Genomic DNA, 14215 nt, shown 5'->3' with positions numbered 1-14215 from the left:
AAATAAAAAAGGCATACATTTTGTTTGTATGCCTTGATAGCTGTCAATTCTTAACTTAATGACATTGGGCGGTGCCTGCTTTTAAATTATTTCAAAATGTTTTAACGCATTATATAAACCATCTTCATCGATATCATCTGTGACATAGTCTGCAGCTTTTTTAACATCATCTCCTGCATTACCCATGGCAACAGAAATTTCTGTATAGTCAAACATATCAATATCATTCTTGCCATCACCAAAAGACATCGTTTCACTTTGGTCAATAGAATAATACTTCAATACTTCATGAATACCATTCTGTTTACCACCTGTCGCAGGAATGATGTCCACTGCCTGAGGATTCCATTGTGTCTCCTTGCAATGAGGCATAAGTTCCTTAATTTCTTTTAATCTCTCATCATTTGTATCATAAGGAATTACCTGATAAATAGGATGTGTATAACCTCTATGAATATCTCCTAATTCTGGTAGTGGTGTAGAAATAGCTTTCTGTACTTTTTCTACAACTTCATTATTAAAGTTGATATACATGAGTTCATCTTCTACAAATATGCAGGGCATATGATTTGTATCCACATAATTGATGATATTGTTGATGTCTGTTTGTTCAATAGGAAGTCCATAAATCATTCCATCTTTATTGAAACAATACTGTCCATTTAAAGTGATACAGGCATCAAATTCTAAATCCTGTATAGGAAGATCCCTCATCTCACTTAAATGTCTACCTGTCGCAATAAATGTAAGTATGCCTTTTTCTTTTAATAGTCTTAATGCTTTTTTAGTAGATTCTGGAACACTATACGTAGTATGTGAAAGTAATGTTCCATCAATATCAAAGAAAATTGCTTTTATCATAATTCATCCTCCTGTCTTATTTATCATACTAAAAAAAGTTCCAAAAAGGAACTTTTACATGAAACTACTAAAATCATGATTGATGATTTCTTTACAAGAGAAGATTCCATCTTCATATGTGCATACAAAGATAGCACAGTTCTTAATACCTTTCTTATAGTGAGCTACATTATATTCCTCAAAGTTTTTAATAAAGTTGGCACAAGCAGCTCCATGAGATACAACTAGGACATTATCACCTTTTGTATTTTCCATGATTTCTGTAATTGTCTTTACAACTCTTTTCTGTACCTCATCCTGTGATTCTCCACCATAAGTTTTAAAGTAATCGAGATAAGGAAATGGGGGATTAAGACATTCATCTTTTCCTTCAAAGACACCAAAGTTCATTTCTTTTAATCCCTTTAAACGTGTATAAGGCATATTATGATGTGTAACTATTTCAAGTGTGTCACTTGCTCTTTCACTTGTGCTGCAATAAGCATCATCAATATGAATGTGATTGTCATCAAACCATTTTCCAGCCACTTCTGCCTGCTTAATTCCAATTTCTGTAAGAGGTGCATCACACCATCCCTGAATCTTATGTTGTGCATTAAATAAAGTCTGTCCATGACGCATTAAATAAAGTGTTTGCATTGTAATTCCTCCTTTATATTTGTACAATAAAATTATAAAACATGGGAGTTACTACCGTGCAAGAAAAAAGGAGTATTTTTTATGTATACAATGAAAGAAGTTTGTCAGATTGTTGGATGGAGTTATGAAACATTAAAATATTATTGTAAAGAAGGGCTTATTCCTAATGTAAAGAGAGATAAGAATAACTATCGTGTCTTTGATGAAAATAATATAGAATGGATCAAAGGCTTACAATGTTTAAAGAAATGTGGAATGAGTTTAAAGGATATGCGCATGTATCTTGATTATTGTATGCAGGGTCCTGTTTCTATTCCTGAACGTGTAAATATGCTCAATGAGACAAAAGAAGATCTAGAAAGAAGATTATCAGAAATACAAGAATCTTTAGACTATATTGAACAAAAGAAAGAACTCTATAGAGATATGCAGGAAGGTAGAAAGCCTTATGTAAGTTACGTTTATCATGTGGAGAATTAGGTGATACTATGATAGGTACAGTAGATTTTAATATGATTCTAGAATTGAATCATTTATTGAAGAAGAAAGGCTATGATTATTCTGTTCATTCTATTGGTGGATGTGCAAGCTGTGGTCTTAATTTGAGATGTGAGGGAGAAGAAAGTGATTTAGAAGATGTGATGAAGGTCATAAATGACTTTCTTAAGAAGAAGTGGTTTAAGGCTGTTCCGAGTCTGGAAGATCCCTATACTCTTGGTATCATCTCTACATTTTATAAGGAGGACAAGTGATGTTTCAGTTAAACTATCAAAGTCATAAATCTGTCTATGAACAGATTGTAGATAATATTAAGGAACAGATTATAACAGGTGCATTAAAAGAAAATACCCAATTACCCACTGTAAGAGAACTCTCTCAACTATTAACTATTAATCCTCATACAGTTCAAAAAGCATTTCAGACATTGGACCAGGAAGGCTATATCTATACAATTGCGAATAAAGGTACTTTTGTATCATCAAGAAAACATGTAAAGATAGATGAACAGAAAGTCGATGATACGATTCATGTGATTGTAGAAGGTTATAAAGAATTAATCTATATGGGTATGACTCAAGATGAAATACATAATAAGATTTTAGAATATATGAAAGGAAGACCTCATGATTAAAGTAAAAGATTTATATAAAGTTATTGATGGTGAGGTTGTCCTTGATCATCTCAATATGCAGGTAGAAGAAGGGTCTATCTATGGTTTGATTGGTCCTAATGGAGTAGGTAAAACAATACTCATTAGACATCTAGTGGGTGTCTTAAAACAAGATGCAGGAAAGATCTTTATAGAATCACAGCCTGTGTATGAAAATATAGAATTAAAAAGAAAGATAGGCTATATATCTGATGCGATGTATTTCATAGAAACAAACTTAGAAAGAAATGCGAAAGTCTATAAAGACCTCTATCCATCATGGAATCAAGAAAGATTTGAAGAACTCTACAAAAGATTTAAATTAAATCCTACAAAGAAGATACAGACATTCTCTAAAGGAATGAGAAAACAAGCATCCTTTTGTTTAATTATGTCTACAATGCCTCAATATCTTATTTTAGATGAACCTATAGATGGATTAGATCCAGTCGCAAGAAAATTAGTTTGGAAATATATTATTGATGATGTTGCCCAAAGGAATCTAACAGTTCTTATTTCTTCTCATAATTTAAAAGAATTAGAAGGAATAGTGGATCATGTAGGTATATTGTATAAGGGTAAGATTATGAGAGAGTTTGATTTAGAATATATTCAAACGCATATTCATAAAATACAGGTTTCATTTGGAGATAAAGAAGTTAATTTAGATGATTTAAATATTGTGTATCAGGAGGAAAGAGGTTCAGTAAAAATATTGATTATTGAAGACTCTCTTTCTAATATTAGAAAGGTTATAGGAGATCAATCTCCTCTTATCTTTGATATACTTCCTTTAAGTTTGGAAGAACTCTTTATGTATGAAGTAGGAGGAGAAGATGATGATATCCAAAAACTCATATTTTAATAAAACCTTCTTTAAAAACCTCATGAAACGTTTCTGGATCATTGGTCTAGGGATGATGGTATCCTATGTTTTATTATATCTTTATCCTATCTACCAGGGCGCAAATTCAGAGGGGTATCAATACTATGCAGCATATCTCAAGGGATCTTATTTTACAGGTAATCTTATTATCTCTACTATTGCGGTACTTACAAGTGTGGCTTTACTCTATTTCTATCATAACCGTACAGCCTCTACAATTATTCATTCTATGCCTATTAAAAGATCAGAACTCTATTGGACATCTTTTACTGCAGGGATGATTTTAATGTTTGTACCTCTTATTCTTACAACAGGGATACTCATATTCTATGGGAAAACCATTCCTTTATATTATAGAGAACTTTCAATCAACCATTGTCTAAGCTGGTTTTTGATTCAAAGTGCAATCATATTCTTTGCGTATGGAATTACACAATTCTGTGGTATTATCACGGGTAATCTCTATACACATTGTATATTAGGAGTATTTTTTAATAGTTTACCTTGGCTTAGTTCACAGTTTTTTACTATTCTTAAATCAGCCTTTACTTATGGTGTAGAAGAACCTTCTGTCACTTTTGAGAACTATTCTACTGCCTTTAATTATGCATTAAATCTAGAAAAATGGCTTACATTACGTACTCTTGCTTATTTGACTATTTATATTGCGATAGGCATCAGTTTAGTCTTTATTGCCTACCTCATTTATAAACGTGTTAAATTAGAATACATAGGTTCTTCTGTTGTTTTTGACCGTTTAAAAGATATAGTTGTCATTATAGGGACTCTTGTACTCTCTTCATTTGTGACATTCTTATTTATATCCAATGAAACATCTATTCATACAATGCGTATCACTTTTGTGATTATAGGTATCATTGTTTCATTTATAGGTTACTATATTTCAAGAATGATTGCAGATATGACACTTTATGTCTTTAATAAGAAGAACTTTAAGAAGTTTATCATCTATCTTGTGGTTTTCTCACTCATGTGCGTCTTCTTTGTCTTTGATATCACAGATGAAGAAAATAAGATTCCAAAAACAGGTACTGTATCTTATGTGACATTCAGTTCTGATTATTCAGGTAATCAAGATGTTAGATTGAATGATTCTGATTCTATTGATATTATTCATGATATACATAAAGATATCTTAAAAGCACCACATAACTCTAATGATTCTTCTCATTATTTCAGCATTACTTATCATCTCGTAGATGGTAAAACACTCACACGTTCCTACAACATCTCACAGGACTGCTTCGATAAATATGTGAAGGATGATATGAAGTCTCTTTATACAAATGTCTCTTATATGAACCAGATTTTTAGAAATATGCACTGGGTTGAAGTATCTGTTATGAACTATACAGATGATACAACGGATGATACAGTTCATTTAAAAGAAGATGACTTTAGAGGTTTGAAATATGCCTTAAGAAAGGATTATGAAACTCTTTCAATGGATACTATTTCAGACGCAATTAATAACTATAATTATAGTATTGAAGTCATTAATGATGCAGACTATGTACTCACTTTCTATATTAATAGGGATTTTGAGAATACAGTGACATACTTTAAAAAGAGAGGTTATTATAGAAAGATATTTAAGTGAAAAGGCGCATCACCAATAGGTGATACGCTTTTTACTTTACAATATAGAACTGTGCACTGTAGGCAGGTAATGTCATTTCTATTTCATTCTTTATGTGAATTTCTTTATCTAGATTATGTGATTTTCCACTATATAATTCATTATCTGAATTTAATAGAAGAGTCAATGTTTCAGGCTGATCTACTTTATAAGTATATGTCTTATCTACATTATGGAAGTTAAAGAAAGCGACTATTGTTTCTTTATCACTCATACGTTTAAAGACATAAATACAATCCTGTTCCTGATGACAATCCACCCATTTAAATCCTCTTTCACTAAAGTCATACTGTGATAAAGAAGGATGTGTTAAATAGATGTTATTTAATTCTCTCATGAAGTGAAGGAAAGAATCATGCATAGGATACTTCAATAAGAACCAGTCTGGTTCCTTTGTTTCATCCCATTCTCTAAACATCGCAATCTCATTACCCATGAAGTTAAGTTTCTTACCAGGATGCGCAAACATATACATATAAAGTGCCTTCACCTGTGCAAACTTCTCTTCATACTCACCATACATCTTATCAATAATAGTCCTCTTACCATGCACCACTTCATCATGTGAGAATGGAAGTATAAAATGTTCATTATAGAAATACATCATAGAGAATGTAAGCTTATGATAGAAAGAAGGTCTTTCTTCTGGAGTCTTCATAAAGTAATCCAATGTATCATTCATCCAACCTAAATCCCATTTATAATCAAAACCTAAACCACCTTGATCAACAGGACGTGTTACACCTTGATAAGAAGATGAATCTTCGGCAAAAAGAAGAGTATGAGGAACTCTCTGTTTAAGTCCTCTATTAAAGTTCTGAACAAAGCGAATCGCTTCTCTATTTTCTCCACGACCACTATTACCCTGCCAGTAAATAAGATTACCAACTGCATCTAGTCTTAAGCCATCAATATGATATTCCTTTAACCAGTAATATGCAGAAGAATTCAAGAATGAACATACATCTCCACGAGAATGTTGGAAATTACATGTACCCCATTCACTCTTACCTACTGCATCATTAGGATAATTATAAAGAGGTGTACCATCATAGTTATTCAAACCAAATCCATCAATTGCAAAATGGACAGGTACGAAATCAAGAATAACAGCAATATTATTTTCATGACACTTCTCTACAAAATATCTCAAATCATCAGGAGTACCATAACGAGATGTAGGTGAAAAATAACCAGTAGGCTGATAACCCCAGCTTAAATCATTAGGATATTCATTTAAAGGCATGATTTCTAAGAAGTTATAATGATTCTCTTTTAAATAAGGAATAATTAAATCAGCCATTTCACGATATGTATACCAGTCATCTGCTTTTTCACCTGGTTTCTTCCAAGAACCAAAATACATTTCATACACATTAATAGGCATATCTTCACTAAATCTTTGATTCATCCAAGCATCATCATGGAATGTATACTGATTCATATCATAAATAATAGATGCATTATTAGGACGTACTTCACTTGTATACATATAAGGATCACAATGATCTACAAAAGACCCATTATTATAAATACGATACTTATACATCTGTCCCACTTTAGCATTTGATATAGTTGCTTCAAAGAACTGACCATTTCCACAACGATTCATAGGTGTTTCCTGCCAACCATTAAATTCCCCAATAACTGCCACATGAGATGCTGCTGGCGCATATGTTCTAAAAGTCACGCCATTCATATGAACAAAAGCGCCAAGATACTTATAAGTCTCAAACTCCTGACCATTATAAAAATTATTAAAATCCATATGTTACCCTCCAATTTCTCTACTCTAATCGTATGATAAATAGAAGAAAATTTCATCTGACATTTTAAACGATTTGTTTGGAATTACGCATGTAAAAACCCTCCACTTAAGGGAGGGTTTGGTGATGATTATAAGTGATAATCCATAGGATATGTTAAGTATTCTAGTGTATCTAACTGATCAACAGTGACAACGCCAGCTGGTGCTCTAAGTAAGCTAGGAATTCTGTTTACTATAGTAGCACATGTATGTTCTACTGTAGCTGGTTTAACTACATGGAATTCAGTATCTGGTTCACCAGTAATCTTCCAATCGCACATATCACCATCATCAGGACCATAGACCTTACCAATGCACTGTGTTTCAATAATAGGACCCTGGAAAGTTTCTGTAGTAACGACTGCAGCCATACCAATACAATTTCCTTTTGGAATTGTTGCACCCATTGTTTCAGAATATAAATCAGTATCGTGGAAATAAGGTACACATTTTTGTGTCTGAGACTTAATAGTCCATCCCATACGAGATGCGAGAGCTTCATTTGAGTTCCATACATAAGATGGTTCAATTTCTTCAGGATGGGCAATTGTTGCTTCAAACTCTTCAGGTGTTAAACCTACACCATGAGCTTTCGCAAGGGCTAAACCATATTCTTCTACATTATAACTAACTGCCCCTTCAATCTTAGTAATAGTATGACAAGAACCAGCCACTAAACCAACCATGTTCACCCAGAATGTATCTTCCATACCACTACCTACAAATGTACATCCTGTTTCTTTCGCAAGAACATCTAACTTATTCATTCTCACTGGATCAGTTGTCCATGCATCTGTTGCTTCTTCACATGTAGTGATGACATTAATACCTCTACTTAAGCACTTTTCAAAATGATCAAAACAATCACTCACAAGTGAGAATAATGTCACGACTGCAACATCAGCATCACAATGATCTAAAACTTCATCGGCATCACTGCTGATCTTTATTCCAGTCTTAATACCTAGTTCTGCATAATCACCTACATCCATACCCACAATTGCAGGATTATTATCAATGGCTCCTACAATCTGCGCACCTTTCTCATACAAATAGCGTAAGATGTATTTACTCATCTTACCACAACCATACTGTACAACTTTAATCTTTTCCATAAGAATTACCTCCTAACTAAAGGATAAACCCTCATCAATGATGAGGGTCAATCTTTTTGTAGGCAATTGGGACTTGTAATCTTAGATACATAGAACGTTCATTATCTTTGAAGAATGTAAGTTCTATTAATACTTCACATATATAATCACCAATCACTTCATAATTATTATCCATACAATACTTTAATAATCTTCCTGCATACTCTTTCTCATTATTAAAATCATCCATATAAATACAAGCATACATGCCACTTTCTAATGTCTGTACAGATTCCTTTTTTGGAAAGTGTTCATCTACAAAAATAAATATATCATGCGTGATAAATTCCTGTTTCAGGAATCTCTTTCTTTTAAGAAAAGTTCCCACATTACAATAATAGATTTGGGGAAGATGTTCTTCTAATAATTGATCTTTGAATTCTTTGAGTATTACTTCATACCCATCCTGATCATAATCATAGAAGTTCTTATTCACTCGTTTGGCATAGATATGACGTTCATCAATATACTCAGTTGTCAAAGTGCCAGGTGTAGGGGATTTGCGGTATCTTTCAAGAGAATAGATTGTACGTTTGATTGCATTTCTTTTGCGTATAATATCATCCATCTCTTTTTCTGTAGAACGCTGTTTCTTAATCAGTATCGCTTCTATAAGAGTAGGATCTTCTTTGTCCAACAATTCCTTGATTTCCTTCAAGTTCATTCCTAACTCCTTCATATAACCTATTAGATCAAGTCTTGCATTCTGCTTCATATCATAATAACGATAGCCTGTATCTTCATCAATATAGATAGGTGTCAATAACCCCCACTTATCATATAAACGGAGTGTATTAATACTTACATGATTAATTTTAGCCATCTTCCCAATAGAAATTAAACCCTCATGCATACAATCACCTCTTTCTATAATTCTACCATTTTTTGAAGACTAACTTGTAAGAAAAATGTTAGAATGGGGAAAGAAGTGGTTAAGGTTTGTCTATACTTACTGACACAATTAGAAAACAGTTCAAAGAAGGGGACTTCTTAGTAGAAGATGCACTTACAATGAGTCAAGTATTGACTCATCATAATGTCCCTCATATGTATAGATACTATGTAGGAGATAAACCTCTCAATCATGTCTTTCATTGTAATATAAAACTCAAGGAAGCAACACAATGTAATGATGAGGAATGTCAATTCTTCAGGAACTATTAAAAGGTTATTCGTCATCCGAATAACCTTTTAAAGCACTTATTTTAAACCAAATAATGTTTCAATACACGAATCATCCATAACTCTATCTGTCACAGGCATATCTGCATGTTTTAGTAAAGAGTCTACATGGTCTTTAATTGTCACATCTACAAGCTTATTGACATCAATACCTCTGAGTTCAAAAAACAAGAATGGATTCTCATCTAATTTAGCACCTATACCATAAAGTACTGCAGCGACATGCTTACACATAATAGCCCAGTCAGGACAGCTGCAATTAAAACTTATTTCTCTTTGAGAAGGAAACAAACCATGCTTTGATAAGAATAGATCTTTTAAGTCTTCGGGGAATTCTCCATTGAGAAGCTGCTGGAGATTCTGAATCTGTGAACTGCATTGATCTATAATCTCTTCACATACATCTTCTTTAAGGGGGCTGATATTAATTTCTACCTTATAAGGTGTTCTTCGTGTACCTTGTACACGTGCTTTTACTTTACCTTTCACAATCTGTAAATCAATAACAGCACCTGTTTTCACATATCTTTTTCCACGTGTAAGGCGGCTAGAATAATCGGCATATTGTTCAATATTCTGACACCAGGCAATACCCCACCAGCTCTTTGCGATTTGTCTACCTTCAATCACTATTGGGTGTAATTCTTTTCCTTTACTTTTCGCATTATTCACACTTTGTTGGGCTTTTCTCTGTAGTTCTCCCACACTGATCTGTGAATATCGCATACTTGTTTTCCAATATCTTCCCATATGCTACACATCCAATCTGAATAAATCCAATAATTCTTTTGTATCCATTTCAGTAATCCATTTTTCCTGTCCAGTCGCAAGTATAGATTCAGCAAGTTCCTGTTTTGATTCAATGATCTGGTCAATCTTTTCCTCAATTGTGCCATTTGAAACAAGCTTATGCACAAAGACTTCTTTTGTCTGTCCAATACGATATGCTCTATCACTTGCTTGATTTTCTACAGCTGGATTCCACCAGCGGTCAAAATGAATCACATGATTTGCGGCAGTAAGATTAAGTCCTGTACCAGCCGCTTTAAGTGATAACACAATATAAGGGACATACTCATCTTCATTATTGAATTTTTCTACAATCTCTGTACGTTTCTTGGCAGGAATACCACCATGAATAATATATCCCTTTTTATGGAATATAGATTCTAGATAATCTGATAATGGTTCACACATTTCCTTATATTGCGTAAATACCAATACTCTTTCTCTCTTCTCATAGATTGTTTCACATAATTTCTTCAACATCGCATACTTACCACTATCTTTTGGATTGAAGTTGGTATCATGAATAAACTGATCAGGATGATTACAAATCTGTTTAAGTCTTGTAAGTAAACCTAATACAATACCTCTACGTTCCATTCCTTCTGATTCGAGTATTAAATCTTCTGCCTTTTCTACTTCCTTGCGATATAAGACAATCTGCCTCTTAGAGAGATCTACATGTTCTGTAATTTCCATTTTATCAGGTAAATCAGAAATAATAGATTTATCTGTTTTTAAACGTCTTAAAATAAAAGGGGAAACCATCATCTTTAGTTTAGTTATATATTCAGGATAGGCTTGTACTTTTTTTGTATAGTTCTTAAAATCTGTAGCACTTCCTAATAATCCTTTATTTAAGAAATCAAATAAAGACCATAAATTAGATAAATCATTTTCAATCGGAGTCCCTGTCATCGCAATACGCATTTGACTTGGAATCTTCTTAATAGCCCTTGTCTGTTTTGTAGCGGGATTCTTTATAGCCTGTGCTTCATCTAAAATCAAACAATCCCATACACGTTCCTGTAGACACTCCATACGCAAAGCCATTCCATATGTTGTAATAGTCGCAAAACAATCTTCATCTAAAATATTTGTTTTACCATGAAGTATATGATATGTCATACGAGGCGCAAATTTATCTATTTCCTTTGACCAGTTACCAAGCAAAGATGCAGGAACAATCAATAACACATGACTCTCTTTATTATTCTCATACATCTTCTCTAAGAAAGAAATAACCTGTATTGTCTTACCTAATCCCATATCATCTGCAAGACAGGCACCAAAACCTAAATCATTCATTTGATTCAGCCAATTATAACCATTCTTCTGATAAGGACGAAGTGTTGCCTTTAAATACTTAGGTTTTGCCTTGTTTCTAATCTTTGATGGGTCCTTTAACTGCCCTAGAGTTTCTCTTAACCACTTACCATTAGATATCTGTACACCTAAATCAACATCCACATTATCTTCATCAGATATATATGTCTTTGTGAGAGCATCTTTTAAAGAAATCGTTCCATCATATTTTTCCATCTGTTCAAGAAGCTGTTGGAGCTTATTATGATTGATTTCTACCCATTGACCCTTTAACCAGCCAAGACCTTCTTCCATCTTTAATAATTCGCTGATTTCTTTTTTAGTCAATGCATGTCCATTTACTATGAGTGAAGGCTGTGCTGATAAAATAGATTCAAAACCTAATAGAGAAGGCTTCTTTTCTCCAATATTCACATTAATCTTAACTGAAGAATACTTCTTCTTCCACCAGTTTGGTACTCTACACTTAATACCAGATGCTTCAATATCCGGAACACTTTTAAGTAAAGTATAAGCTTCTTGACTTGTTAATCGGATAGGATGAAACAAATCACCTGTTTCCATGAATTTCGCAATTAAACCTATTTTCTGTGCGACATCATTGAGACATGATAATAGATCTAATAATTGTTTCTGATCATTCTTGTATTCAATAAGTGCATGTTTTAAAGGCATATGTACTATTCTGTTTTCTATATCTTTTGTTGCATATGTGGCAAGAAATGCGAAAGGAAACTCAGAATCTTCTTCATTCTCTACTAAATGAAAATAAATTCTTTTTGCAGCCTTTAAATCCTGAGACTTTTCTTGAAGATACATTTGTGCTGTACCTTTATAGGATGTCATATCCTTTTTAAATTGTTCATTTAAATGTTTAATAATATTTTTAATCCATCTCTCATTGATATATTCTGTACCAATCGCAAATGGAATCATAGACATGAGATAATCTAAATCATCATCAGATAATTCTATGATTGTCTCTTCTCTTGCAACTTCTAATTCAGGACTACGACTCAATACTTCAATAAACTTCTGTGATAATTGGTATAAATAAAAAGCACTAGGAGTCAGTCCTTTCAAATTATTTTTAAAGCCCAACTCATAAAGAGCTGCATACTTATTCTCTTTAAACAATTCAGCCCATGCTGAATCTTTTACTTCATCAACATGAAAACTATTTTTAGTAAATATGAAATTGAGTTGATCCATAAAATGTACCTCCTGTATTTATTCTAACATACAAAAAAAGGTTGCAACAATTACTGTTGCAGCCTTTATGTTTTATAACCCTGTATATCCCATTAAATCAAAGTCTACCTGCTTAGCAACGTCACGGCCTTCTCTAATAGCCCATACGACTAAAGACTGACCTCTACGGACATCACCTGCACTATATAACTTACTAATATTCGTATGATGATCATTTTCATCACATTTTACAGTATTTCTTCCATCTAATTCTACACCAAATGCATTAATGACTGGTTTCTGTGCCCCAATAAATCCTGCTGCAATAAGCACTAGATCACAAGGTACTGTCTTTTCACTACCAGGTACCTGTTCAAATGAACGACGACCATCTTTTACTACAGTCTGTAGTTTTACAATCACAGCCTGTTTTACATTTCCTTTACTATCAAGAATAAATTCTTTTACTGTACTATTATAAACACGAGGATCTTCACCAAATACCGCAATGTTTTCTTCCTGTCCATAATCAGTTTTCTTGACTAAAGGCCATTCTGGCCATGGATTAGAATCCGCTCTAACAAGTGGTGGTTCAGACATCATTTCTAGCTGTAATACAGACTTTGCGCCATGTCTAATAGCTGTACCAACACAGTCATTTCCTGTATCACCACCACCGATGACTAATACATTCTTACCTTTCGCATTAGGATACTGTCCATCCTTGAATTCACTATTTAATAATGATTTAGTCACCTGAGTTAAATAGTCTACAGCGAATAGAATATTATTACCTTCTCTACCAGGCACATTAATATCTCTAGGTTCCTTAGCACCTACTGCAAGAATAACTGCATCATATTTACTTAATAATTCTTTTGCCTGTTTCTTAGTAGTAATATCTTTATTTGTAAAGAACTTTACACCTTCTGCAGTCATCTTATAAATACGACGATCAATGATATTCTTCTCAATCTTCATATTAGGAATACCATACATTAATAGTCCACCTAAACGATCTTCTCTTTCATATACATCACAATTGTAACCACGTTGATTAAGTGTATCTGCAGCAGCTAAACCAGCAGGACCAGAACCAATAACTGCAATCTTTTTACCTACACGCTTTAATGGTGGTTTTGGTTCTTCTAATAGATGTTCATAAGCATATTCAATAATCGCATGTTCATTCTCTTTGACTGATACAGCTTCACCATCTAAAGAACATGTACATGCTTTTTCACATAATGCAGGACATACTCTAGAAGTGAATTCTGGGAAGTTATTTGTCTTCTTTAAACGTTTATGAGCCTGTTCATACTTACCTTTAAATACCAAATCATTCCATTCAGGAATTAAATTATTTAAAGGACAGCCAGAAAACATACCTTTAATCTTCTGGCCGTACTGACAAAACGGAATACCACAGTCCATACATCTTGCACCCTGTTTCTGCTGTTCTTTAGTAGACAAAGGGATATGGAATTCATCGAAGTTCTTAATACGTTCTGTAGGAGGAACCTCATAAGATGTCTCACGTGCATAATCTAAAAATCCAGTTTTCTTACCCATG

Annotated in this window: 14 protein-coding genes; 6 read left to right on the top strand and 8 right to left on the bottom strand. The window is 33.3% G+C overall.

Annotated elements, in window-relative coordinates:
• Positions 1–81: 81 nt before the first annotated feature.
• Both ACFOZZ_RS07875 and ACFOZZ_RS07870 read right to left on the bottom strand, forming a co-directional pair.
• Positions 82–861, bottom strand: a complete 780-nt coding sequence (locus tag ACFOZZ_RS07875) for a Cof-type HAD-IIB family hydrolase (protein ID WP_278860285.1) — start codon at positions 859–861, stop codon at positions 82–84.
• Positions 862–915: 54 nt separating this feature from the next.
• A complete protein-coding gene (locus ACFOZZ_RS07870) occupies positions 916–1500 on the bottom strand; it encodes a histidine phosphatase family protein (protein WP_278860284.1) in 585 nt (194 codons plus the stop codon).
• An 81-nt stretch (positions 1501–1581) separates the two neighbouring features.
• On the opposite strand from ACFOZZ_RS07870, the gene ACFOZZ_RS07865 reads away from it, so the two are divergent.
• From ACFOZZ_RS07865 to ACFOZZ_RS07845, 5 genes are read left to right on the top strand one after another with little or no spacing between them, the layout of a single operon-like run.
• A complete protein-coding gene (locus ACFOZZ_RS07865; protein ID WP_055232489.1) occupies positions 1582–1980 on the top strand; it encodes a MerR family transcriptional regulator in 399 nt (132 codons plus the stop codon).
• Positions 1981–1988: 8 nt separating this feature from the next.
• A complete protein-coding gene (locus tag ACFOZZ_RS07860; RefSeq protein WP_376815035.1) occupies positions 1989–2252 on the top strand; it encodes an RDAC family protein in 264 nt (87 codons plus the stop codon).
• Positions 2252–2632 (top strand): GntR family transcriptional regulator, encoded by a 381-nt coding sequence (locus ACFOZZ_RS07855; RefSeq protein ID WP_055232485.1) that lies wholly within the window; start codon positions 2252–2254, stop codon positions 2630–2632. Before ACFOZZ_RS07860 ends, ACFOZZ_RS07855 begins: the two co-directional genes overlap by 1 nt.
• A complete protein-coding gene (locus tag ACFOZZ_RS07850) occupies positions 2625–3515 on the top strand; it encodes an ABC transporter ATP-binding protein (protein ID WP_055232483.1) in 891 nt (296 codons plus the stop codon). Before ACFOZZ_RS07855 ends, ACFOZZ_RS07850 begins: the two co-directional genes overlap by 8 nt.
• Entirely contained in the window at positions 3487–5157 is a 1671-nt protein-coding gene (locus ACFOZZ_RS07845; RefSeq protein WP_376815034.1) for a hypothetical protein, read from the top strand. The genes ACFOZZ_RS07850 and ACFOZZ_RS07845 overlap by 29 nt, the downstream gene beginning before the upstream one ends.
• 31 nt (positions 5158–5188) lie before the next feature.
• Here the strand turns inward: ACFOZZ_RS07845 and glgB are convergent, their stop codons facing one another.
• The 3 genes from glgB to ACFOZZ_RS07830 all read right to left on the bottom strand — a co-directional run bounded on the left by glgB (position 5189) and on the right by ACFOZZ_RS07830 (position 9010).
• On the bottom strand, positions 5189–6964 hold the full coding sequence (glgB, locus tag ACFOZZ_RS07840; protein WP_376815033.1) for a 1,4-alpha-glucan branching protein GlgB: 1776 nt from the start codon (positions 6962–6964) through the stop codon (positions 5189–5191).
• A gap of 128 nt (positions 6965–7092) precedes the next feature.
• Positions 7093–8118 (bottom strand): dihydrodipicolinate reductase, encoded by a 1026-nt coding sequence (locus ACFOZZ_RS07835; protein ID WP_055232478.1) that lies wholly within the window; start codon positions 8116–8118, stop codon positions 7093–7095.
• Positions 8119–8152: 34 nt separating this feature from the next.
• Positions 8153–9010: a MerR family transcriptional regulator gene (locus ACFOZZ_RS07830; protein WP_055232476.1), complete on the bottom strand. Its 858-nt coding sequence runs from the start codon at positions 9008–9010 to the stop codon at positions 8153–8155.
• Between the two features lie 86 nt (positions 9011–9096).
• On the opposite strand from ACFOZZ_RS07830, the gene ACFOZZ_RS07825 reads away from it, so the two are divergent.
• Positions 9097–9321 (top strand): hypothetical protein, encoded by a 225-nt coding sequence (locus ACFOZZ_RS07825; protein ID WP_187114793.1) that lies wholly within the window; start codon positions 9097–9099, stop codon positions 9319–9321.
• 36 nt (positions 9322–9357) lie between these two features.
• Here the strand turns inward: ACFOZZ_RS07825 and ACFOZZ_RS07820 are convergent, their stop codons facing one another.
• The 3 genes from ACFOZZ_RS07820 to ACFOZZ_RS07810 form a co-directional block, all read right to left on the bottom strand.
• Positions 9358–10089: an SWIM zinc finger family protein gene (locus tag ACFOZZ_RS07820; protein WP_278780661.1), complete on the bottom strand. Its 732-nt coding sequence runs from the start codon at positions 10087–10089 to the stop codon at positions 9358–9360.
• A 3-nt stretch (positions 10090–10092) separates the two neighbouring features.
• Positions 10093–12663, bottom strand: coding sequence for a DEAD/DEAH box helicase (locus tag ACFOZZ_RS07815; protein ID WP_376815032.1), 2571 nt, complete (start codon positions 12661–12663; stop codon positions 10093–10095).
• A 72-nt stretch (positions 12664–12735) separates the two neighbouring features.
• Positions 12736–14214: a glutamate synthase subunit beta gene (locus ACFOZZ_RS07810; RefSeq protein ID WP_376815031.1), complete on the bottom strand. Its 1479-nt coding sequence runs from the start codon at positions 14212–14214 to the stop codon at positions 12736–12738.
• Between the last annotated feature and the right edge of the window lies 1 nt (position 14215).

This window comes from Catenibacterium sp. GCM10023432, assembly GCF_042651925.1.
Taxonomy (GTDB): Bacteria; Bacillota_I; Bacilli_A; order Erysipelotrichales; family Coprobacillaceae; genus Catenibacterium; species Catenibacterium mitsuoka.
The sequence above is the reverse complement of the archived record's forward strand: the minus strand, read 5'-3'. Positions and strand labels throughout refer to the sequence as shown.